Genomic DNA, 22,774 nt, shown 5'->3' with positions numbered 1-22,774 from the left:
GACGGGCGCGAAAAGGCTCAGCCGATGACCGAGCCGGCCTGTGGCACCAGCGAATCGCGGCTGATTTCGCTGATGGACTTGGCACCGGTGAGCACCATGGCCACGCGCATCTCCTTCTCGATCAGGTTCAGCAGGTTGGTCACCCCGGCGGCTCCGCCGGTGGCCAGCGCGTAGATGAAGGCACGGCCGAGCAGCACGGTGTCGGCACCGAGTGCGATCATGCGGACCACGTCCAGACCGGTGCGGATGCCCGAGTCGGCGAGAATCTTCAGGTCACCCTTGACCGCGTCGGCGATCTCCGGCATTGCCCGCGCGCTGGAGAGCACGCCGTCGAGCTGACGGCCGCCGTGGTTGGAGACGACGATGCCATCGGCACCGAAGCGCACCGCGTCGCGCGCGTCGTCCGCATCGAGGATGCCCTTGATGATCATCGGGCCTTCCCAGAAGTCGCGGATCCACTCTAGGTCCTTCCAAGAAATGGACGGGTCGAAGTTGTTCGCCAACCAGCCGATGTAGTCCTCCAGCCCGGTCGGATGGCCGCGGTAGGTGGAGATGTTGCCGAGGTCGTGCGGCTTGCCCTTCAGACCGACATCCCAGGCCCAGGCTGGGTGGGTCATGGCTTGCAGCATGCGGCGCAGGGCGGCGCGCTCGCCGCTCATGCCGGAGTGGGCGTCGCGGTAGCGCGCGCCGGGGGTGGGCATGTCGACGGTGAACACCAGCGTCTTGACCCCGGCGGCCTTGGCGCGCTCCAGGGCGTTCTTCATGAAGCCGCGGTCCTTGAGCACGTAGAGCTGGAACCACATGGGGCGGTTGATCGCCGGTGCCACTTCCTCGATCGGGCAGACCGACACGGTCGACAGCGTGAAGGGAATGCCCTTTGCCGCCGCGGCCTTGGCCGCCTGGACCTCGCCGCGGCGGGCGAACATGCCGCAGAGACCGACTGGGGCCAGCGCCACCGGCATCGACAGGGTCTCGTCGAACAGCTTGGTCTCCAGCGTCAGCTCCGACATGTTGCGCAGCACGCGCTGGCGCAGGGCCACGCTGCTGAGGTCGTCGACGTTGCGGCGCATGGTGTATTCGGCATAGGCGCCGCCGTCGATGTAGTGGAACAGGAAGGGCGGAAGCTTGCGTTTTGCAGCGGCACGGTAGTCGGTAGAGGCAGAAATGATCATTGGATGCACACCGGTTCGGAAGCGCTTGAAGGGATGGGGTGAATGACCTTCGCCCCGCGGGCGCGGCGAAGGTCGGGACGGACGGCGGTCAATGGCTGACCAGAGGGTCGCTGACCCCCAGCCAGTACACGGCGATCAACGCGATCACGCCGGTGAACAGCACGTAGTACAGCATCGGCCAGACGGTCTTGCGCAGCGTGATGCCCTCGCGGCCGAGCAGACCCACGGTGGCCGAGGCGGCGACCACGTTGTGGATGGCCACCATGTTGCCCGCCGCGGCACCGATCGCCTGCACCGCGACGATGAGCGCGCTGGAAATGCCGAGGTTCTGCGCGACGCCGAACTGGAACTGGCTGAGCATCATGTTGCTCACCGTGTTGGAGCCGGCGAGGAAAGCTCCCAGCGCGCCAATACTCGGCGCCAGCAGCGGATAGACCGGGCCGACCGCGTCGGCGACGAAACGGGCCATGGTGATGGGCATGCTCGCCAGCTCCGCGGCGTTGATGCCGGAGTTGATCATGATGCGCACCATCGGCACGGTGAACAGCAGCACGAAACCGGCGCCCACCAGCACCTTGCTCGACTCGCCGATCGCCTTGGGCAGTTCGCTCGGTTTCATGCCATGCAGAAAGACCGTGGCGATGGCGACCGCCACCATGATCCCGCCGGGCAGGTAGAGCGGCATGAAATCACCATTTATGCCCGCTTCCCCGAGGATGTTGGTGAACACCAGCACCACCGCCTTGAGCGGCTCGCCGACCTGCGGGAACACGCGGGTGATCACCAGCAGCACGCCGACCAGTACGTAGGGCAGCCAGGCCTTGAAGGTGCTCATGGGCTTGTTGGTGAGCTCATCCAGCTTCATCTCTACCGTGCTCATCCATTCATTCGGCCACTGGTGGGGCTCCGGGAAGTCCCAGACGGTCTTCGGCATGAGGAAGCCCGCACGAGCCGCGGTGGTCACGATCGCCAGGCCGACCAGCCCGCCGAGCATCGACGGGAACTCGGGACCGAGGAAGACCCCGGTGGCCGCGTAGGGCAAGGTGAAGGCGAGGCCGGCGAACAGGGCGAACGGCAGCACGTCGAAGGCGGCGCGCCAGCTGCGTTCCTTGCCGAAGAATCGGGTCAGCATCACCGCCATGATGAAGGGCATCAGGGTGCCGACGATGGCATGGATGATCGCCACTTCACTGGTAATCAGCTGCAGGTAGGCGTCCCAGCTCGAACCCTGGGCGACCAGCTCGCTCCCCACCGTAGCCGTGTCCAGGCCGCCGGTGATGCCGATGAGGATGGGCGTACCCACCGCGCCGTAGGACACCGGCGTGCTCTGGACCAGCATGCCCATAAGCACCGCCGCGAGTGCCGGGAAGCCGATGGCCACCAGCAGCGGCGCGGCGATGGCGGCGGTGGTGCCCCAGCCGGACGCGCCTTCGATGAAGCAGCCGAACAGCCAGGCGATGATGATGGCCTGGATGCGGCGGTCCGGGCTGATGGTGGCGAACCCGGCGCGGATGGCACTGATACCGCCCGAGCGCTTGAGGGTATTGAGCAGCAGGATGGCGCCGAAGATGATCCACAGCACTCCGGCGGTGATCACAAGGCCCTGCAGGGTCGAGGCGAGGATGCGGTTGACGCTCATGTCCCAGACGAACAGGGCGATGGCGGCGGTGATCAGGTAGACCAGCGGCATGGCGCGCTTGGCAGGCCAGCGCAGGCCGATCAGCAAAATGGCGGCAAGCAGGATCGGCGAGAAGGCGAAGAGGGCGAGGAGGCCGTTAGACATCATTCCCCCCGGCGTTCAGGAGCGGTGGGCGATACGACAGCAGGGAGCGAGGCGGTTGGGGCATGGGTCTCTTCTTCTTTTATAGTTGGAACTTGTAAATTGGTAAGACCAATTTACAGCGAAGAGATGTCAGCCTAAGAGCTGCGCTGCTGTTGCGTCAATCTGCCCTCATTAGACTTTGGTCGTATGCGTCCGGCTTGCTGAGTAGGGGTGTCGGTCGCTAGGCTTTGATTGAATAAAAATTGGTCTTACCAGTGGTGAAGTGATGGAAGTGGGTGTGGTTCGACAACGGCGCCTGGCTGACGACATCGTCATGCAGCTTGAGACGATGATCCTCGAAGGTACGCTGAAGGCCGGCGAACGGCTCCCGGCCGAGCGTGCGCTGGCCGAGCAGTTCGGCGTCTCCCGCCCTTCGCTGCGCGAAGCGGTGCAGAAGCTGGCAGCCAAGGGTCTGGTGGTCAGTCGGCACGGCGGTGGGACCTTCGTTGCCGAGTCGCTGGGGTCGACCTTCAGCGATCCCCTGCTGCAGCTGCTGGGCAGTAACGCCGATGCCCAGCGCGACCTGCTGGAGTTTCGCCACACCCTCGAAGGGGCGTGCGCTTACTACGCGGCGCTTCGCGCCACCGAACTTGATCATGGCCGGCTGCGTGTGGCATTCGAGGCGCTGCAGGACTGCTATACCCGCATCGGTACCGTGACACGGGCTGAAGAGGGAGTCGCCGACGCCTCCTTTCATCTGGCCATCGCCGAGGCCAGTCACAATGCGGTGCTGCTGCATACGATTCGTGGTCTGTTCGACCTGCTCAAGCGCAACGTGGTCACCAATATCGGCGGCATGTACGCGCTACGCAGCGAGACCCGCGACATGCTGATGAACCAGCATAAAGAATTGTTCGAGGCGATTATCGAGAGGCGTGCGGAAGATGCCCGGACGATCTCGAACAGGCATATCCACTATGTGCAGGAAGTGCTGGCGGAGGGGCAGCAGGAGGCGCAGCGACTGGCCCGTGCCCAGCGTCGCACCGGAGCGACCCCGGGCGCCGGGCGTGGCGAGCAGGTCAGGCCGTAACTGGCGCTGCGGTCAGTCTTCCTTGCCCTTGGTGCGCATGGCGCGCTGGATCTCGCGGTCCGAGTCGCGCTCCTTCTCGGTGTGGCGCTTGTCGAATTCCTTCTTGCCCTTGGCGAGCGCGATTTCGCACTTGATCAGGTGCTTCTTCCAGTACAGCGAAAGCGCCACGCAGGCATAGCCCTTCTGCTGCACCGCGCCGAACAGCTTGCCGAGCTCGCGCTTGTGCAGCAGCAGTTTGCGCGTGCGTGTCGGATCGGCGATGACGTGGGTGCTGGCGGTGGTCAGGGGCGTGATGTGGCTGCCGAGCAGCCAGGCTTCGCCATCCTTGAGCAGCACATAGCTGTCCACCAGCTGCGCCTTGCCGGCGCGTAGGCTCTTCACCTCCCAGCCAGCCAAGGCAAGACCTGCCTCGAATTTCTGTTCGATGAAGTAGTCGTGGAGCGCTTTCTTGTTAAGCGCGATCGTCCCGGAGGGTTGTTTCTTTTGTTTGGCCATAGGCCGCGCATTATAAGGGGCGACGCTGCGGCTGGCGATAACGCGATGAGCAATAGATGCCGGCGGGTCAGGCCGGCCAGCTAGGGTGAACTTGAGAGGCTGCGGCTAATCCCGGACAATGAACGCCTTTCCAGGCCTGCAGCGTGCCGGGGCGATGCTCCGGAGCGGCGGTGGGCATGTGTTCGTACCGGTTTGCATGCTGGTCCCGGCCTCTGGCCTACGCAATAGAGCAACTCCAATCGATGACGACTCACATTCAGCGCTCGGCCTTGCTGCCTTATCCGGCACAGGCACTGTTCGACATGGTCAACGACGTGGCCAGCTACCCGCAGTTCCTGCCTTGGTGTTCTGCCACCGAAGTGCTGTCGGAGAGCGAAACGCAGATGCGGGCCAGCATGACCGTCGCCAAGGCGGGGCTTAGCCAGCGGTTCATGACGCGCAACGATCTCGAGCTCGGCAAGCGCATCGAGATGACCCTCGAGGAGGGGCCGTTCAGTCACCTGCACGGTATCTGGGAGTTCAAGGCGCTCGGGGAAAAAGCCTGCAAGATCAGCCTCGATCTGACCTTCGATTACGCCGGGCCGCTGGTCAAGGCCACACTCGGGCCGTTGTTCAACCAGGCGGCCAATAGTCTGGTGGATGCCTTCTGCGAGCGGGCCAAGGCGCTGTATGGCTGAGGCGACGATCGCCGTCGAGGTCGTCTATGCATTGCCGGACAGGCAGGTGCTGCTGCGCTTGAGCCTGCCCGAGGGCACCACGGCTCGCGAAGCAGCCCTGCGCTCCGGGATGGAGCAGCATTTCCCCGGTCTCGACCTGCAGGCCGCGCCCCTTGGTGTTTTCGGTAAGGCGGTCGCCAAGCCCGACGAGCGCGTGCTGGAGGAGGGGGAGCGAGTGGAAATCTATCGTCCATTGGTTGCAGACCCGAAGGAAGTCCGCAAGCAGCGGGCCGCCGAGGCGGCCAAACGCAAGGCGCAGCAGGCGAGCTAACGTCCTTCATATGAAAAAGCCCGGACAATGCCGGGCTTTTTTGTGTGCGCAGGTTACTGCGGGTTGGTATCGAGCGGCTCGGGTGAGGGCACCGGAACGGCTTCGGCCTCGTCGACTTCGCGCTGGATCTGCTCTTCCAGCGAGCCTGGTGCAGGAGCCGGTTCGGCTTGCGAAGGCGCTTGGGTCGCCGGCGCTGCGCTGCCATCGGTGCCGAGGATCGCCTCGTCCCGGCTCACGCCGGGTACGAAGTCCCCGGATAGTCCGATCAGTTGGTCGTTGTCGCTGAAGATCAGGCTCATGCGCTCCTGCTGGCGACGGCTGCCGCCTGGCTGGATGCTGTAGACATAGTCCCAGCGGTTGGCATGGAAGGTGTCCGTGATCAGCGGGCTGCCCATGATAAACCGCACTTGGCGTCGGGTCATTCCAGGCCGCAACTGGTCTATCATGTCTTGCGTGACGACATTGCCCTGTTGAATGTCGACCTTGTACACGCCGGGAAATGAACAACCCGCGAGTGCTACCAGGCCTGCAAAAGTCAGGCTGGTGAGCAGGAGCTTGGTGTTTTGCATCGGTGGGTGACTTCCACTATCTTGGCTGGGCAAAGAGCCCGGATCATACCTGTATTGAAGGAGGCTGCGAAACAGCAGCAGCGAGAAAGCCGACCATGGTTGAAAATAGCGAACTACGCAAAGCTGGCCTCAAAGTGACCTTGCCGCGGGTCAAAATCCTACAGATGCTCGACACCACCGAGCAGCGCCACATGAGCGCGGAAGACGTCTACAAGGCGTTGATGGAGGCCGGAGAAGACGTCGGTCTGGCAACGGTTTATCGGGTGCTCACTCAGTTCGAAGCGGCCGGCCTGGTGGTTCGACATAACTTCGATGGCGGCCACGCGGTCTTCGAACTGGCTGACAGTGGCCATCATGACCATATGGTCTGCGTCGATACCGGCGACGTGATCGAATTCTTCGATTCGGAGATCGAAAACCTGCAGAAGGAGATCGTTAACCGTCACGGCTTCGATCTGGTCGATCACAACCTGGTGCTGTACGTGCGTAAGAAAGCCTGAACAGGCACGATCAAAAAAGGCGACCCTCGGGTCGCCTTTTTATTTGCGTAATCGCTTATGCCTGGGCGGACGACACCATCTGGCGGGCGTGGGCGATCGACTGCTCGGTAAGGTCCACACCGCCGAGCATGCGGGCGATTTCCTCGACGCGCGCATTCCCATCCAGGTCCGTCACCGCGGTTCGTGTTGCGTCGCTGCCGCGTGCCTTGTGCACGAACAGGTGATGGTGTCCCTGTGCTGCCACCTGCGGCAGGTGGGTCACGGTCAGGACCTGCCCGCGCTCGCCCAGGCGGCGGAGCAATTGCCCGACCACCTCTGCGGTCGGGCCGCCGATGCCGACGTCTACTTCGTCGAATATCAGGGTCGGCACGCGCGAGGTCTGTGCGGTGATGACCTGGATCGCCAGGCTAATCCGCGACAGTTCGCCGCCGGACGCGACTTTGGCCAGTGGCCGTAGCGGCTGTCCCGGATTGGCGCTGACGAGAAACTCGACCTGCTCTCGACCATAGGGGTGCAGTTCGCCTTCGGCGGCCGACTTCAGTTCGACCGATAGCCGTCCGCCCGGCATTCCCAGGCGCTGGATTTCCGCCTCCACTGCACTGCCCAGGCGGCCTGCGGCTTCCTGGCGGATACGGCTCAATTCGGTAGCTTTCTCTTCATAGTGGCGGGCATAGGCAGCCAGCTCTTCGGTCAGCCGCTCCACGGCTTCGTCGTCGGCGTTCAGGCTTTCCAGTTCTTCGAGCAGTTGCTGTTGCAGTGCGCCGAGCTCGGGCGGTTGCACGCGGTGCTTACGCGCCAGGGTATAGATGTTGTTGAGGCGCTCCTCGAGCAGCTGCTGGCGTTCGGGGTCGGCGTCGAAGTGATCGAGGAAGCGGTTCAGTTCTCCGATCGCCTCTTCCACCTGGATCTGCGCGCTGGACAGCAGGTTGACCGCTTCGCCGAGCGCACCGGGCTGGTTCTGGAAGACGGTCAGGCGCTGCAGGCTCATGGTCAGGGCGGACAGCACGTTGCCCGCATCGCTCTCGCTGCACAGGTCCACCACCTGGCGGCAGGCGCCGAGCAGCTGGTCGGCATTGGCAAGGTTCTTGTGCTCCTGCTCCAGCTGTTCGAGTTCATTTTCGCCAAGGGCAAGGTTTTCCAGCTCTTCCAGCTGGTAGCTGAGCAACTGGTGTCGAGCGCGCTGTTCGTCGCTGCTGTTGCTCAGCCGCTCGAGGGTCTGGCGGGTCTGGCGCCAGCGTTGCGCGGCAAGCTGGACCTGGCGTGCCAGATCCTGACTGCCGCTGTACTCGTCGAGCAGTCGACGGTGGGTGTCGGGCTTGAGCAGGGACTGGTGCTCGTGCTGGCTGTGAATATCGATCAGCAATTCGCCTAGCGCCTTGAGATCGCCCTGCGGGCAGGGCGATCCATTGATGTAGCCGCGTGAGCGGCCTTCAGCGGTAATCACTCGCCGCAGGATGCAAGGGCCGTCGGTTTCGAGGTCGCGTTCGGCGAGCCAGGCGCGCGCGTCGGGGATGTCGTCCAGATCGAAGCTCGCCAGGATGTCGGCCTTGTCGGCGCCTGGGCGCACCACGGCACTGTCGGCGCGGTCGCCCAGCGTCAGGCCCAGGGCGTCGAGCATGATCGATTTGCCGGCGCCGGTTTCCCCGGTGATCACGCTCATGCCGCGCTTAAGCTCGAGGTCAAGGTGTTCGACGATGGCGTAGTTGTGCACGGACAGGTGGACGAGCATCGAGGGGCTCCCGAAGTTGTTATGGCTGGCTATTTATACAGTGGTTTTGCCGAGGCCAGCAAGCGCCTGGTCGTGATGTCTGTCAGGGAATTCCAGTTATCCCGACGTGCTGCAGGGTTAATGAATGGAAAGCCCTTGAAGCCATTGATCGCGCCCCCATATAGCCGCACAAGCGCGGGTTGCTACCCGCAGACGTATCGATAGGAGGAGCGCATGGCTGACGAGCAGAATCTGGACAATCCGTCCCCTGAAGTGAAAGTAAATCCCGAAGTGGAAGTCACCGAGGATCTGGTGGCCCGGATTCAATCGCTTGAAGAGCAGTTGGCCGCTGCGCAGGATCAGTCCCTGCGCGTTGCCGCCGAGCTGCAGAACATCCGCCGGCGCGCCGAGCAGGATGTCGAGAAGGCGCACAAATTCGCCCTGGAGAAATTCGCCGGTGACCTGCTGTCGGTAGTCGACAGCCTGGAGCGCGGTCTGGAGCTGTCGAACCCCGACGACGAGGCGATCAAGCCGATGCGCGAAGGCGTCGAGCTGACCCTCAAGTTGCTGATCGACACCCTGGGCCGTTATCAGCTGGTTGCATTGGACCCGCATGGCGAGCCCTTCAATCCCGAGCATCACCAGGCGATGGCCATGGAAGAAAGCACCCATGCCGAGCCGGGCAGCGTGCTCAAGGTGTTCCAGAAGGGTTACATGCTCAACGGCCGCCTGCTGCGTCCGGCGATGGTCGTGGTCAGCAAGGCCCCGGCACAGACCCCGCCTTCGATCGACGAGAAGGCTTGAAATACGCCGTCGCGACCCCATTTGTAAGTCAAGCGTTTTTGTATTACCGCAGCCGGTAGACAGGCGCGGAACAATCAAAGGTTTTCGGAGAAAGTAAATGGGCAAGATCATCGGAATCGACCTGGGGACGACCAACTCCTGCGTCTCCATTCTTGAAAACGGCAACGTCAAGGTCATCGAGAACGCCGAGGGTGGCCGTACCACCCCGTCGATCATCGCCTACACCAACGACGGCGAGACCCTGGTGGGCCAGTCGGCCAAGCGCCAGGCGGTGACCAATCCGCAGAACACTCTGTACGCAGTCAAGCGCCTGATCGGTCGCCGCTTCGAAGAAGACGTCGTGCAGAAAGACATCAAGATGGTGCCCTACAGCATCGTCAAGGCCGACAACGGCGACGCCTGGGTGGAAGTGAAGGGCCAGAAGATGGCGCCGCCGCAGATTTCCGCCGAAGTGCTGAAGAAGATGAAGAAGACCGCCGAAGATTACCTCGGCGAGCCGGTGACCGAAGCGGTCATCACCGTGCCGGCCTACTTCAACGACAGCCAGCGCCAGGCCACCAAGGACGCTGGCCGCATCGCAGGTCTGGACGTCAAGCGCATCATCAACGAGCCGACCGCGGCAGCGCTGGCCTATGGCATGGACAAGGCCAAGGGCGACCACACCGTGATCGTCTATGACCTGGGCGGCGGTACCTTCGACGTTTCGGTGATCGAGATCGCCGAGGTCGATGGCGAGCACCAGTTCGAAGTATTGGCCACCAACGGCGATACCTTCCTTGGTGGCGAGGACTTCGACATCCGTCTGATCGACTACCTCGTCGACGAGTTCAAGAAGGAAAGCGGGATCAACCTCAAGGGCGATCCGCTGGCCATGCAGCGTCTGAAGGAAGCGGCCGAGAAGGCCAAGATCGAGTTGTCCTCGAGCACCCAGACCGACGTTAACCTGCCGTACATCACCGCAGACGCGTCCGGTCCGAAGCACCTGAACGTGAAGATCTCCCGCGCCAAGCTGGAATCGCTGGTCGAGGATCTGGTCGAGCGCACCATCGAGCCGTGCCGCATCGCGCTGAAGGATGCCGGTATCGACGTGGGCAAGATCGACGACGTGATCCTGGTCGGCGGTCAGACCCGCATGCCGCTGGTGCAGAAGCGTGTCGCCGATTTCTTCGGTAAGGAAGCGCGCAAGGACGTCAACCCGGACGAAGCCGTGGCCATGGGTGCTGCCATCCAGGGCGCGGTACTGGCCGGCGACGTCAAGGACGTGCTGCTGCTGGACGTCAGCCCGCTGACCCTGGGTATCGAAACCCTGGGTGGCGTGATGACGCCGCTGATCGAGAAGAACACCACCATCCCGACCAAGAAGTCGCAGGTGTTCTCCACTGCCGACGACAACCAGAACGCCGTGACCATTCACGTGCTGCAGGGTGAGCGCAAGCAGGCCGGGCAGAACAAGTCGCTGGGTCGTTTCGACCTGGCCGAGATTCCGCCAGCGCCACGTGGCGTGCCGCAGATCGAAGTGACTTTCGACATCGACGCCAACGGCATCCTGCACGTGTCGGCCAAAGACAAGGCCACCGGCAAGCAACAGTCGATCGTGATCAAGGCCAACTCCGGTCTGTCCGAGGAAGAAATCGAGCAGATGGTGCGTGACGCCGAGGCCAACGCCGAGGAAGACCGCAAGTTCGAGGAGCTGGCCGGTGCCCGTAACCAGGGCGATCAGCTGGTTCACGCCACTCGCAAGATGATCACCGAGGCGGGCGACAAGGCCACCGCTGACGAGAAGGCGGCGATCGAGAAGGCCATCGGCGAGCTGGAAGTCGCCATCAAGGGCGACGACAAGGCCGAGATCGAAGCCAAGATGGCTGCGGTTTCCCAGGCGTCCACTCCGCTGGCGCAGAAGATGTATGCCGAGCAGCCGCAGGGCGCCGATGCTCAGCAGAACGACGATGCGCAGGGTGGTGACGACGTGGTCGACGCCGAGTTCGAAGAGGTCAAGGACAACAAGTAAGCTACGGCTTGTGACCCCTTGGGATGGGGAATGCAGCGGCTGACAAACGCGCCGCTGCCTGTCGCTCCAGCTTGTGGCGGGATGTTCCCGCACAGGCACGACCGCTGCGCGGGGGCTTGCTCCCGCGTCGGCGCGTCTGGAGGGTACGAAATTGAGGGTTCAGGAAAGTTATGGCCAAACGTGATTACTACGAAGTGCTCGGGGTCGAGCGCGGCGCCAGCGAAGCGGAGCTTAAAAAGGCCTATCGACGCCTTGCCATGAAGCATCACCCGGACCGCAATCCGGGCGACAAGGCCGCCGAGGACAAATTCAAAGAGGCCAACGAGGCCTACGAAGTGCTTTCCGATGCCGGCAAGCGCGCCGCTTACGATCAGTACGGCCATGCTGGCGTTGACCCGCAGATGGGCGGTGGCGGCGCTGGTGCCTATGGCGGCGCCAACTTCTCCGACATCTTCGGGGACGTTTTCAGCGACTTCTTCGGCGGTGCGCGCGGCAATGGCCGTGGTGGCGCCCAGCGAGGCAGCGATCTTCGCTATACCCTCGAGCTCGACCTTGAGGAAGCGGTACGCGGCACCTCGGTGACCATTCGCGTGCCGACCCTGGTCAACTGCAAGACCTGCGATGGCTCCGGGGCGAAGAAGGGCTCCAGTCCGGTGACTTGTACGACCTGTGGCGGCATTGGCCAGGTGCGCATGCAGCAGGGTTTCTTCTCGGTACAGCAGACCTGTCCGCGCTGTCATGGCAGTGGCAAGATGATTTCCGACCCGTGCGGCAGCTGCCATGGCCAGGGGCGCGTCGAAGAGCAGAAGACGTTGTCGGTCAAGGTGCCGGCTGGTGTGGATACCGGCGACCGTATCCGGTTGTCCGGCGAAGGCGAAGCCGGGGTTCAGGGCGGGCCGGCGGGCGATCTCTACGTGGTGGTTTCGGTGCGCGAGCATCCGATCTTCCAGCGCGATGGCAAGCATCTCTACTGCGAAGTGCCGATCAGCTTCGCCGACGCGGCGTTGGGCGGTGAGCTCGAGGTGCCGACTCTGGATGGTAGGGTCAAGCTGAAGATTCCGGAAGGCACTCAGACCGGCAAGCTGTTCCGCTTGCGCGGCAAGGGCGTGGCGCCGGTGCGTGGCGGCGCGGCAGGGGATCTGATGTGCAGGGTCGCGGTGGAAACGCCGGTGAACCTGGACAAGCGCCAGCGTGAGCTGCTCGAAGAATTTCGCCGTTCGTTGCAGAACGACAGCTCGCATTCGCCCAAGGCCAGTGGTTGGTTCGAAGGCATGAAGCGCTTTTTCGGTGACCTGTAATCGATAGACGCCTCGCCCTGGGTCGCGCCTGCGGCTCCTGGGCGGGCCATGGAGCTGATCTGATGCGACGTATAGCTGTAATGGGTGCCGCCGGCCGGATGGGCAAGATCTTGATCGAGGCGGTCCAGCAGACCGGTGGCGCGGCTGGGCTGACCGCGGCGATCGATCGTCCCGATAGCACTCTGGTGGGGGCGGATGCGGGCGAACTCGCCGCCATTGGACGTCTCGGTGTGCCGCTCACCGGAGACGTGAGCAAGGCGGTCGACGAATTCGACGTGCTCATCGATTTCACCCATCCCTCCGTTACCCTGAAGAATCTCGAGGTGTGCCGTCGCGCCGGCAAGGCGATGGTCATCGGAACCACCGGCTTTTCGGCCGATGAGAAGCGGCGTCTGGCCGAGGCGGGCGAGGAGATCCCGATCGTCTTCGCGGCCAACTTCAGCGTGGGTGTGAACCTCTGCCTGAAGCTGCTCGATACGGCGGCACGGGTGCTGGGTGACGAAGTCGATATCGAAATCATCGAAGCCCATCATCGGCACAAGGTCGATGCGCCTTCCGGTACGGCCCTGCGCATGGGCGAAGTCGTCGCTCAGGCGCTCGGGCGTGACCTGGAGCAGGTGGCCGTCTATGGGCGCGAGGGTCAGACCGGGGCGCGTGCTCGCGAGACTATCGGTTTCGCCACGGTGCGTGCTGGTGATGTGGTAGGAGACCACACCGTGCTGTTCGCCGCCGAAGGCGAGCGCGTTGAAATCACTCACAAGGCATCCAGCCGGATGACCTTCGCCAAGGGCGCGGTGCGTGCTGCGCTCTGGCTGGAGGGCCAGCAAGCGGGGCTTTACGATATGCAGGATGTGCTGGGGTTGCGCTAAACGGCGGTTATCTGGCGTTTGCCTGTATTTCGGTTGGACCGGAAACGAGTTTTTCTGTAAGCTGCCCGCTTTAGTGTGTCCACTAAAAGTTACGCAGAAATGGCTCGAATAAATAAAAAGCGGGATGACTTTCACACGTCATCCCGCTTTTTTGCAATCTGCGTCTGCTTCAGCCTTGATCTACGGAGGTCTCTTGACTAAGCCAGCCATACTCGCCCTTGCCGACGGCAGCATCTTTCGCGGCGAATCCATCGGCGCCGACGGCCAGACCACCGGTGAGGTGGTGTTCAACACCGCCATGACCGGCTATCAGGAGATCCTTACCGATCCTTCCTATGCAAAGCAGATCGTTACGCTGACCTATCCGCACATCGGCAATACCGGCACCAACCCGGAGGACGCCGAGTCCTTCAAGGTCTGGTCCGCCGGGCTGGTCATTCGCGACCTGCCCTTGATAGCCAGCAACTGGCGCAATCAGCAGTCATTGCCCGAGTACCTGAAGGCCAACAATACCGTTGCGATCGCCGGGATCGATACGCGTCGACTGACCCGCATTCTGCGCGAGAAAGGCGCCCAGAACGGCTGCATCCTGGCCGGCGACAACGTCAGCGAAGAAGCGGCGCTGGAAGCTGCGCGAGCGTTTCCAGGCCTCAAGGGCATGGACCTGGCCAAGGAGGTCAGTGTCAAGGAAGCGTATGAGTGGCGTTCGAGCGTGTGGTGCCTGAGCAGCAACCGGCACGAAGAAATCGAGGCTGGCGACCTGCCTTACCACGTTGTCGCCTTCGACTACGGCGTCAAGTACAACATCCTGCGCATGCTGGTCGCGCGCGGGTGCCGCCTGACGGTGCTGCCGGCGCAATCGACAGCCGAAGACGCGCTGGCGCTCAATCCTGACGGTATCCTGCTGGCCAACGGCCCGGGTGATCCTGAGCCGTGCGACTACGCCATCCGGGCGATACAGCAGCTGCTGAAAACCGAAATTCCGGTATTTGGCATCTGCCTCGGTCATCAGTTGCTGGCGCTTGCCGCTGGCGCGAGGACCGTCAAGATGCCCAACGGACACCACGGCGCCAACCACCCGGTGCAGGATCTGAAGACCGGCGTGGTGATGATCACCAGCCAGAACCATGGGTTTGCGGTAGACGAGGCGAGCCTGCCCTCGAATGTGCGGGCCACCCATAAGTCGCTGTTCGACGGCACCCTGCAGGGTATCGAGTTGACCGACCGCGCCGCGTTCAGCTTCCAGGGGCATCCTGAAGCCAGTCCAGGGCCGCACGATGTGGCGCCCCTGTTCGACCGCTTCATCGAGGCCATGGCCCAGCGCCGCTGAACTCACCGGCCCGGCGCTACACGCGTGTCGGCGGCGAGGCCGACGCGCGATGAACAGAACATTTGCAGTTCGGCGAGCCTGTCTCCAGGCGTGAAGCGATACGCAACACCTCGCGCCGACTGACCGAAGATTCGAGAGAAGACCATGCCAAAACGTACAGATATCAAAAGCGTCCTGATCCTCGGCGCCGGCCCCATCGTCATCGGCCAGGCCTGCGAGTTCGACTATTCCGGCGCTCAGGCGTGCAAAGCCCTGAAGGAAGAAGGCTTCCGCGTCATTCTGGTGAACTCCAATCCGGCCACCATCATGACTGACCCTGCGATGGCCGATGCGACCTACATCGAGCCGATCAAGTGGACCACCGTGGCCAAGATCATCGAGAAGGAGCGCCCCGATGCGCTGTTGCCGACCATGGGTGGGCAGACCGCGCTGAACTGCGCGCTGGACCTGGAAAAGCACGGCGTGCTCGCGAAGTTCGGTGTCGAGATGATCGGCGCCAACGCCGACACCATCGACAAGGCCGAAGACCGTTCGCGTTTCGACAAGGCGATGAAGAACATCGGCTTGGCTTGCCCGGTTTCCGGCATCGCCCACAATATGGACGAAGCTTATGGGGTGCTCGACAAGGTCGGTTTCCCCTGCATCATCCGGCCGTCGTTCACCATGGGCGGCACCGGCGGCGGTATCGCCTACAATCGCGAAGAGTTCGAAGAGATCTGCGCTCGCGGCCTGGATCTGTCGCCCACCAGCGAACTCTTGATCGACGAATCGCTGATCGGCTGGAAAGAGTACGAGATGGAAGTGGTCCGCGATAAGAAGGACAACTGCATCATCGTCTGCTCGATCGAAAACTTCGACCCGATGGGCGTGCATACCGGCGACTCCATCACCGTCGCTCCGGCCCAGACGCTGACCGACAAGGAATACCAGATCATGCGCAACGCCTCGCTGGCGGTGCTGCGTGAGATCGGCGTTGAAACCGGCGGCTCCAACGTCCAGTTCGGCATTTGCCCGAACACCGGGCGCATGGTCGTCATCGAGATGAACCCGCGTGTTTCCCGATCCTCGGCGCTGGCATCGAAGGCGACCGGGTTCCCGATCGCCAAGATCGCCGCCAAGCTGGCGGTGGGTTATACCCTCGACGAGCTCTCCAACGACATCACCGGTGGCCGCACCCCGGCGTCCTTCGAGCCGGCGATCGATTACGTGGTGACCAAGGTTCCGCGCTTCGCCTTTGAGAAATTCCCCAAGGCCGACGCGCGCCTGACTACACAGATGAAGTCTGTCGGCGAAGTCATGGCCATCGGTCGTACCTTCCAGGAATCCATGCAGAAAGCACTGCGTGGCCTCGAAGTGGGCGCCACCGGCTTCGATCCGAAGCTGGATCTCAATGATGACGAAGCCCAGAGCACGCTCAAGCGCGAGCTCACGGTGCCTGGTGCCGACCGCATCTGGTACGTCGGCGATGCCTTCCGGGCTGGCAAGAGCGTGGATGATATCTTCGCGCTGACCAAGATCGACCCCTGGTTCCTGGTGCAGATCGAAGATCTGATCAAGGAAGAAGAGCGGGTCAAGACGCTCGGTTTGTCGAACATCGACTATGACCTGATGCGTACGCTCAAGCGCAAGGGTTTCTCCGACGCCCGCCTGGCCAAGTTGCTCGGCGTGACCGAGAAGAATCTGCGCAGTCACCGTCACAAGCTCAAGGTGCTGCCGGTCTACAAGCGCGTCGATACTTGCTCGGCCGAGTTCGCTACCGACACCGCCTACCTGTATTCGACCTACGAGGAAGAGTGCGAAGCCAAGCCGTCCGACCGCGACAAGATCATGGTCATCGGTGGCGGCCCGAACCGTATCGGCCAGGGCATCGAGTTCGACTACTGCTGCGTCCACGCGGCGCTGGCGATGCGTGAAGACGGCTACGAGACCATCATGGTCAACTGCAACCCCGAAACCGTCTCCACCGACTACGACACCTCCGACCGGCTCTATTTCGAGCCGGTGACGCTGGAGGACGTGCTGGAAATCGTTCGCGTCGAGCAGCCCAAGGGCGTGATCGTGCAGTACGGTGGGCAGACCCCGCTGAAGATCTGCCGTGCGTTGGAAGAGGCTGGCGTGCCGATCATCGGTACTAGTCCGGATGCCATCGACCGCGCTGAAGACCGTGAGCGCTTCCAGCAGATGGTCGAGCGTCTGAACCTGCGTCAGCCGCCGAACGCGACCGCGCGCAGCGAGGAGGAAGCCATCGCTGCCTCCAAAACCATCGGCTATCCGCTGGTGGTGCGCCCCTCCTATGTGCTCGGCGGTCGCGCGATGGAGATCGTCTATCAGGAAGACGAACTCAAGCGCTACATGCGCGAGGCGGTCCAGGTGTCCAACGACAGCCCGGTCCTGCTTGACCACTTCCTCAACTGCGCCATCGAGGTGGACGTGGATGCGGTCTGCGACGGTGAGAATGTCGTGATCGGCGCCATCATGCAGCACATCGAGCAAGCGGGCGTGCATTCCGGCGACTCGGCCTGCTCGCTGCCGCCTTATTCGTTGCCCCGCCACATCCAGGATGAGATCCGCGAGCAGGTCAAGAAGATGGCCCTGGAGCTGGGCGTCATCGGTCTGATGAACGTACAGATGGCGGTGCAGGGCGAGGATATCTTCGTCATCGAAGTGAACCCGCGCGCCTCGCGTACCGTGCCGTTCGTCTCCAAGTGCATCGGCCTGTCGCTGGCCAAGGTGGCGGCGCGTGTGATGGGCGGCAAGACCCTCGCCGAGCTGGGCTTCACCGAAGAAATCATTCCGCCGTTCTACAGCGTCAAGGAAGCGGTATTCCCGTTCGCCAAGTTCCCCGGTGTCGACCCCATTCTCGGCCCGGAGATGAAGTCCACCGGCGAGGTGATGGGCGTCGGCGACAGCTTCGCCGAAGCTTTCGCCAAGGCGCAGCTGGGTGCCAGCGAAATTCTGCCCAACTCCGGTTGCGCCTTTATCAGCGTGCGCGACGACGACAAGCCCGACGTGGCCGAGGTCGCGCGTAGCCTGATCGCCCTGGGCTTCGACATCGTCGCCACGGCCGGCACCGCCAAGCTGATCGAGGCCGCGGGCCTACCGGTTCGGCGCGTCAACAAGGTGACCGAAGGTCGTCCGCACGTGGTCGACATGATCAAGAACGACGAAGTCACCCTGATCATCAACACCACCGAGGGTCGGCAGTCGATCGCCGACTCCTATTCCATCCGTCGTAACGCCCTGCAGCACAAGATCTGCTGCACCACCACGCTGGCCGGTGCGCAGGCGATTTGTGAGGCGCTCAAATACGGTCCGGAGAAGACCGTTCGCCGCTTGCAGGACCTCCATGCAGGAATCAGCGCATGACCAAGTTCCCAATGACCGTCCAGGGCGCGCGCGCCCTGGAAGAAGAACTCAGGCACCTCAAGACCGAACTACGCCCGCAGATCACCCAGGCGATCGCCGAAGCACGTGAGTTGGGGGATCTGAAAGAGAATGCCGAATACCACGCCGCCCGCGAGCAGCAAGGAATGGTTGAGGCGCGTATCCGCGATATCGAAGGGCGCCTGCAGAATGCGCAGGTGATCGATATCGCCAACATTACGCCGACCGGCAAGGTGATCTTCGGCACCACCGTGGATATCGCCAACGTCGAGACCGACGAGACGGTGACCTACCAGATCGTCGGTGACGACGAGGCCGATATCAAGAAGGGCAAGCTGTCGGTGAGTTCACCGATCGCGCGCGCCCTGATCGGCAAGGAGGAGGGTGACGTCGTTGCCGTCAAGACACCAAGCGGCGTAGTCGAGTACGAGATTGTCGAAGTCCGGCACGTCTGACCATCGCCCGTTGCGGGCCGGAATGATCAGTTGGCAGCTGGCACAGACGTTCTGGGTCGGCGGCCTCTGGTTGTTGCAATTCGTCGTCCTGCCTGCGCTCGGCAAGATTGGCCTGGCGCCGTTACTGGTGGAGGAAGTCGCCAATGGCTTGCGGCCTCTGATGATCGGGTTCGCCGCATTCTGCGCGCTGTTGCAGCTGCTGGTTCTGGTGCAGGCGCTCGGCTTCACGGCGCTACGCGCCGATCTGCGGGGTCAGTTGTTGTTGACGGTGCTGGGGCTTGCGGCGAGCCATCATGCGGGACTCGCCGGCTGGTTCGACTCACCTTACTGGCAGGTATTCAGCTACTTGGCGATGGCGGTGTGCGGACTGTTGCTGGTGCTCCAGCCGGTGCCCGGGCAATCTGCCGACCCGGCGCCTGTTGCGAGCGCCGGGCGTTGAGACGATCGCTCGCGCCTCAGGCTTCGTGGCGGAAAACGTTGGAAAGCTGCTTGTTTACCTTGGGGTTGCGGCGGTAGACCAACGCCATCTTGCCGATGGACTGTACGAGCTCGCAGTTACCCGCTTCGCAGAGTGCGTCCATCAAGGCGCGGCGGTCGTCGCGCTCGGTAATGCGAAACTGCACCTTGATCAGCTCATGATCGCTCAGGGCGCGATCCAGTTCGGCCTGTACGCCTTCGGTCAGTCCGTTTTCGGCTACGATCAGCACGGGCTTGAGATGATGGCCGATGGATTTGAAGCGTTTCTTCTGCTCGTTGGTGAGCGGCATAATTCGACCCTTGCGTGAATCTTCAGAACGGTGGCTTTGATAGCCGAAATGATAGGCGGTTGCAGGCGAAGGTGCAGAGGCAGATGCCCGGCTCTTTCCTCGGCCGGCACAAGCAGCTTCAGCGGTCGGCTAGTGTAACCGAGAGGCCTCTGGCCGCACAGGTGAGGTAATAGTTTGGCACGCTCAAGCCCAGCTCCGGTGCTCAAGGAGCATGTCGGTGAACGCGGCGGATGATCGCTTCGAATATCCTTCGATGGGTAGTATTTCCGGCGTGACCTTCATCCAGGACAATTCACCGAAGATACCGTGTCCGCTCGGATCTCGAGGCCGTTGGTAAAAAATCCGGTAGGCCTTGTGATTTCTGAGATGGCCCCCAATATGAGGGGTGAGAGCCGCCGATCAGTCGGGTATTGGCGCCGGGAGGTGATTTCCCGATCAAGATCTTCCAAGGGGAGGGCTTAGATGCCTACCTGCGAAAGGTCGCCAGAACCGCGACAAGCTGCAGATGCGCAAACCGTTGTTCCAGGGATCTCTCCCGCGAGCAACACTGCTGGCTCGCGGTTTCATGCCCCATGAGCGCTGCGCTGTAGGCTGAAAAGTGTGGTGCGCTAATTTTGTTGGCGCTCGGCACCTCTGCGGCAACGATGGGTCTCACAGAGGGTTCGACCCTCATAAAGGGTTACAGACAGTCTGCCAGCCCCGGCGCGTAGTGTAGTAAGTTAGGCCGAGCAACCAACCGGCCGTCATGCGGGCCCGACGATAATGGGCTCGCTCCAGAGGGTAGTTAATTGAACGACATGGCGAAAAACCTCATTCTTTGGTTGATCATTGCCGCCGTACTGGTGACGGTGATGAACAACTTTTCCAGCCCGGCCGAGCAACAGACGCTGAATTATTCGGACTTCCTTGAGCAGGTCCGCGAGGGTCGCGTCGAGCGCGTAACGGTCGACGGCTTCGTCATTACCGGTCGGCGCACCGATGGCGACTCGTTCAAGACGGTACGCCCTGCCATCCAGGACGGCGGTCTGATCGGCGATCTGATCAACAACAACGTGGTCATCGAAGGCAAGCAGCCCGAGCAGCAGAGCATCTGGACTCAGCTGCTGGTAGCGAGCTTCCCGATCCTTGTGATCATCGCGGTGTTCATGTTCTTCATGCGCCAGATGCAGGGCGGAGCCGGCGGCAAGGGCGGGCCGATGAGTTTCGGCAAGAGCAAGGCGCGCCTGCTGTCCGAAGATCAGGTCAAAACTACATTCGCCGACGTCGCCGGCTGCGACGAGGCCAAGGAAGAGGTCAGCGAGCTGGTCGAATTCCTGCGTGACCCAGGCAAGTTCCAGCGCCTTGGCGGCCGCATCCCGCGCGGCGTGCTCATGGTGGGTTCGCCGGGTACCGGTAAGACCCTGCTGGCCAAGGCCGTGGCAGGCGAAGCCAAGGTGCCGTTCTTCACTATTTCCGGTTCGGACTTCGTCGAGATGTTCGTTGGTGTGGGTGCTTCCCGTGTGCGTGACATGTTCGATCAAGCCAAGAAGCACGCACCCTGCATCATCTTCATCGATGAGATCGATGCGGTCGGTCGCCACCGTGGCGCCGGTCTCGGCGGTGGTCATGACGAGCGCGAGCAAACCCTCAACCAGTTGCTGGTCGAGATGGATGGCTTCGAAATGAACGATGGCATCATCGTGATCGCCGCGACCAACCGTCCCGACGTACTCGATCCGGCGCTGCTGCGTCCTGGTCGTTTCGACCGCCAGGTCGTGGTCGGCCTGCCGGATATCCGCGGGCGCGAGCAGATCCTCAAGGTCCATATGCGCAAGGTGCCGCTGGGCGACAACGTCGATCCGGGCGTTATTGCCCGCGGTACGCCTGGGTTCTCAGGGGCCGACCTTGCCAACCTGGTCAACGAGGCTTCGCTGTTCTCTGCGCGCTCCAACAAGCGTGTGGTCGATATGCGCGAGTTCGAGCTGGCCAAGGACAAGATCATGATGGGCGCAGAGCGCAAGACCATGGTCATGTCCGAAAAGGAGAAGCTCAACACCGCTTATCATGAGGCTGGTCATGCCATCGTCGGACGCGTCGTGCCCGAGCATGATCCTGTCTACAAAGTGTCCATCATTCCGCGCGGCCGTGCCCTGGGTGTGACCATGTTCCTGCCCGAGGAAGACCGCTACAGTCTGTCCAAGCGTGCCCTGATCAGCCAGATCTGTTCGCTGTTCGGTGGACGTATCGCCGAAGAGATGACGCTGGGCTTCGAAGGCGTCACCACCGGTGCCTCGAATGACATCATGCGTGCTACCCAGCTGGCTCGGAACATGGTGACCAAGTGGGGCCTTTCTGAGAAGCTCGGTCCGCTGATGTATGCCGAGGAAGAAGGCGAAGTGTTTCTGGGCCGCAGTGCCGGCAGCCAGCACACCAATGTCTCGGCCGATACCGCGCGTATGATCGATCTCGAAGTGCGCAGCATCATCGATCAGTGTTATGGCACCGCGAAGCAGATCCTTTCTGACAACCGCGACAAGCTCGACATGATGGCCGAGGCGCTGATGAAGTACGAAACCATCGATGCCGACCAGATCAATGACATCATGGCTGGTCGTGCGCCTCGCGAACCTCGCGACTGGCAGGGCGGTGGCTCCGGCGCTTCGGGCACACCTGTCCAACCTGATGCCGATCGCCCTGAAACGCCCATCGGCGGTCCAGCCGGCGAGCACTAAGGGGCTTTCATGGCGCCTGCGCTTCACCCGACCCGGTTGTCCTGTGGCAACCGGGTTCTCGATTTATCCCGTCCGCACGTGATGGGCATTCTCAACGTTACCCCCGACTCGTTTTCCGATGGTGGCCGCTACGCATCGCGCGACTTCGCGCTGCGCCATGCTGAAGCGATGGTGCGAGCAGGGGCTTCCCTTGTAGATGTCGGTGGCGAGTCGACCCGTCCAGGCGCGCGTGCGGTATCCGCTTTGGAGGAGCTGGAACGCGTTGCACCAATAGTCGAGGCCATTGTTCATGAGCTGGACGTGATCGTATCCGTCGACACTTCCACGCCATCGGTCATACGCGAGAGCGCAAGGCTCGGGGCCGGGCTTATCAATGACGTGCGGTCGCTACGCCGTGACGGTGCCCTGGATGCGGCGGCCGATAGTGGTTTGCCCGTTTGCCTGATGCATATGCGCGGTGAGCCGGGCGACATGCAGCGTGAGGCCGTTTATGAGGATGTGGTTGCTGAGGTGGCGGCTTTCCTCGAGGCGCGGATGGATGTCTGTTCCGCCGCAGGGATACCGCCGGAGCGCATTGTCCTCGATCCCGGTTTCGGCTTCGCCAAGAACCTTGAACACAACCTTTGCCTATTCAAGCACCTTGAGCAGTTGCATCGCCTGGGTCGACCGCTGCTGGTTGGCGTGTCGCGCAAAACGATGATTGGGCAGGCACTCGGCCGTGAAGTGGGTGAGCGTCTCTACGGCAGCCTGGCCCTGGCGGCACTGGCTACGGCAAAGGGCGCGCAAATACTGCGGGTTCATGACGTCGCCGAGACAGTGGATGTGGTCAGAATGATTGCTGCGGTTATGGCCGCCGATTAGGAAC

20 protein-coding genes and 1 pseudogene are annotated in these 22,774 nt (G+C 62.4%); 15 read left to right on the top strand and 6 right to left on the bottom strand.

Going from position 1 to position 22,774, the window contains the following annotated elements; all coding sequences use genetic code 11:
* Nucleotides 1–17: 17 nt before the first annotated feature.
* Nucleotides 18–1,172: an FMN-dependent L-lactate dehydrogenase LldD gene (gene lldD / locus G7026_RS18220; RefSeq protein ID WP_181072334.1), complete on the bottom strand. Its 1,155-nt coding sequence runs from the start codon at nt 1,170–1,172 to the stop codon at nt 18–20.
* Between the two features lie 88 nt (nt 1,173–1,260).
* Nucleotides 1,261–2,955, bottom strand: coding sequence for an L-lactate permease (locus G7026_RS18215; protein WP_181072333.1), 1,695 nt, complete (start codon nt 2,953–2,955; stop codon nt 1,261–1,263).
* A 265-nt stretch (nt 2,956–3,220) separates the two neighbouring features.
* Here G7026_RS18215 and G7026_RS18210 point away from each other — a divergent pair, with 265 nt between their 5' ends.
* Nucleotides 3,221–4,024, top strand: coding sequence for a GntR family transcriptional regulator (locus tag G7026_RS18210; protein WP_181072332.1), 804 nt, complete (start codon nt 3,221–3,223; stop codon nt 4,022–4,024).
* A gap of 12 nt (nt 4,025–4,036) precedes the next feature.
* Here the strand turns inward: G7026_RS18210 and smpB are convergent, their stop codons facing one another.
* Entirely contained in the window at nt 4,037–4,519 is a 483-nt protein-coding gene (gene smpB, locus G7026_RS18205) for an SsrA-binding protein SmpB (RefSeq protein WP_181072331.1), read from the bottom strand.
* Between the two features lie 242 nt (nt 4,520–4,761).
* Between smpB and G7026_RS18200 the strand changes: the two genes are divergently transcribed.
* Both G7026_RS18200 and G7026_RS18195 read left to right on the top strand, forming a co-directional pair.
* Nucleotides 4,762–5,196, top strand: coding sequence for a type II toxin-antitoxin system RatA family toxin (locus G7026_RS18200; RefSeq protein ID WP_181072330.1), 435 nt, complete (start codon nt 4,762–4,764; stop codon nt 5,194–5,196).
* Nucleotides 5,189–5,506, top strand: coding sequence for an RnfH family protein (locus G7026_RS18195; protein ID WP_181072329.1), 318 nt, complete (start codon nt 5,189–5,191; stop codon nt 5,504–5,506). Before G7026_RS18200 ends, G7026_RS18195 begins: the two co-directional genes overlap by 8 nt.
* Before the next feature lie 53 nt (nt 5,507–5,559).
* Here G7026_RS18195 and bamE read toward each other — a convergent pair whose 3' ends face one another.
* Nucleotides 5,560–6,075 carry an outer membrane protein assembly factor BamE gene (gene bamE / locus G7026_RS18190; RefSeq protein ID WP_181072328.1) on the bottom strand — a complete coding sequence of 172 codons (516 nt, stop codon included), beginning with the start codon at nt 6,073–6,075 and terminating at the stop codon, nt 5,560–5,562.
* A 95-nt stretch (nt 6,076–6,170) separates the two neighbouring features.
* On the opposite strand from bamE, the gene fur reads away from it, so the two are divergent.
* Entirely contained in the window at nt 6,171–6,575 is a 405-nt protein-coding gene (gene fur / locus G7026_RS18185; protein WP_138409445.1) for a ferric iron uptake transcriptional regulator, read from the top strand.
* Between the two features lie 55 nt (nt 6,576–6,630).
* Here fur and recN read toward each other — a convergent pair whose 3' ends face one another.
* The gene (gene recN, locus G7026_RS18180; RefSeq protein ID WP_181072327.1) at nt 6,631–8,304 is read right to left on the bottom strand and encodes a DNA repair protein RecN; all 1,674 of its coding nucleotides are present in this window, start codon (nt 8,302–8,304) and stop codon (nt 6,631–6,633) included.
* A gap of 213 nt (nt 8,305–8,517) precedes the next feature.
* On the opposite strand from recN, the gene grpE reads away from it, so the two are divergent.
* From grpE to G7026_RS18140, 8 genes are all read left to right on the top strand, one after another.
* On the top strand, nt 8,518–9,087 hold the full coding sequence (gene grpE / locus G7026_RS18175) for a nucleotide exchange factor GrpE (protein ID WP_181072326.1): 570 nt from the start codon (nt 8,518–8,520) through the stop codon (nt 9,085–9,087).
* 97 nt (nt 9,088–9,184) lie between these two features.
* On the top strand, nt 9,185–11,095 hold the full coding sequence (gene dnaK, locus G7026_RS18170) for a molecular chaperone DnaK (protein ID WP_181072325.1): 1,911 nt from the start codon (nt 9,185–9,187) through the stop codon (nt 11,093–11,095).
* 170 nt (nt 11,096–11,265) lie between these two features.
* Complete coding sequence (dnaJ, locus tag G7026_RS18165; RefSeq protein ID WP_181072324.1) at nt 11,266–12,393, top strand: molecular chaperone DnaJ; 1,128 nt, start codon at nt 11,266–11,268, stop codon at nt 12,391–12,393.
* Nucleotides 12,394–12,455: 62 nt separating this feature from the next.
* The gene (dapB, locus tag G7026_RS18160; RefSeq protein ID WP_181072323.1) at nt 12,456–13,262 is read left to right on the top strand and encodes a 4-hydroxy-tetrahydrodipicolinate reductase; all 807 of its coding nucleotides are present in this window, start codon (nt 12,456–12,458) and stop codon (nt 13,260–13,262) included.
* A 193-nt stretch (nt 13,263–13,455) separates the two neighbouring features.
* Nucleotides 13,456–14,592 (top strand): glutamine-hydrolyzing carbamoyl-phosphate synthase small subunit, encoded by a 1,137-nt coding sequence (carA, locus tag G7026_RS18155; protein ID WP_181072322.1) that lies wholly within the window; start codon nt 13,456–13,458, stop codon nt 14,590–14,592.
* A gap of 144 nt (nt 14,593–14,736) precedes the next feature.
* Nucleotides 14,737–17,958, top strand: coding sequence for a carbamoyl-phosphate synthase large subunit (gene carB / locus G7026_RS18150; RefSeq protein WP_181072321.1), 3,222 nt, complete (start codon nt 14,737–14,739; stop codon nt 17,956–17,958).
* A complete protein-coding gene (greA, locus tag G7026_RS18145; RefSeq protein WP_181072320.1) occupies nt 17,955–18,431 on the top strand; it encodes a transcription elongation factor GreA in 477 nt (158 codons plus the stop codon). The genes carB and greA overlap by 4 nt, the downstream gene beginning before the upstream one ends.
* On the top strand, nt 18,409–18,870 hold the full coding sequence (locus G7026_RS18140) for a DUF4149 domain-containing protein (RefSeq protein WP_181072319.1): 462 nt from the start codon (nt 18,409–18,411) through the stop codon (nt 18,868–18,870). The genes greA and G7026_RS18140 overlap by 23 nt, the downstream gene beginning before the upstream one ends.
* Before the next feature lie 16 nt (nt 18,871–18,886).
* Here the strand turns inward: G7026_RS18140 and G7026_RS18135 are convergent, their stop codons facing one another.
* Nucleotides 18,887–19,198, bottom strand: coding sequence for a YhbY family RNA-binding protein (locus tag G7026_RS18135; protein WP_181072318.1), 312 nt, complete (start codon nt 19,196–19,198; stop codon nt 18,887–18,889).
* Nucleotides 19,199–19,425: 227 nt separating this feature from the next.
* Here G7026_RS18135 and G7026_RS22670 point away from each other — a divergent pair.
* The 3 genes and pseudogenes from G7026_RS22670 to folP form a co-directional block, all read left to right on the top strand.
* Nucleotides 19,426–19,793 (top strand): annotated as a pseudogene (locus G7026_RS22670) (SAM-dependent methyltransferase); the annotation flags it as partial.
* Nucleotides 19,794–19,995: 202 nt separating this feature from the next.
* Nucleotides 19,996–21,909 carry an ATP-dependent zinc metalloprotease FtsH gene (gene ftsH / locus G7026_RS18130; RefSeq protein ID WP_181072317.1) on the top strand — a complete coding sequence of 638 codons (1,914 nt, stop codon included), beginning with the start codon at nt 19,996–19,998 and terminating at the stop codon, nt 21,907–21,909.
* A 9-nt stretch (nt 21,910–21,918) separates the two neighbouring features.
* Nucleotides 21,919–22,770, top strand: a complete 852-nt coding sequence (gene folP / locus G7026_RS18125; RefSeq protein WP_181072316.1) for a dihydropteroate synthase — start codon at nt 21,919–21,921, stop codon at nt 22,768–22,770.
* Nucleotides 22,771–22,774: the final 4 nt, after the last annotated feature.

It is taken from the genome of Stutzerimonas azotifigens (assembly GCF_013522725.1).
GTDB classification, from domain to species: domain Bacteria; phylum Pseudomonadota; class Gammaproteobacteria; order Pseudomonadales; family Pseudomonadaceae; genus Stutzerimonas; species Stutzerimonas azotifigens_A.
The sequence above is the reverse complement of the archived record's forward strand: the minus strand, read 5'-3'. Positions and strand labels throughout refer to the sequence as shown.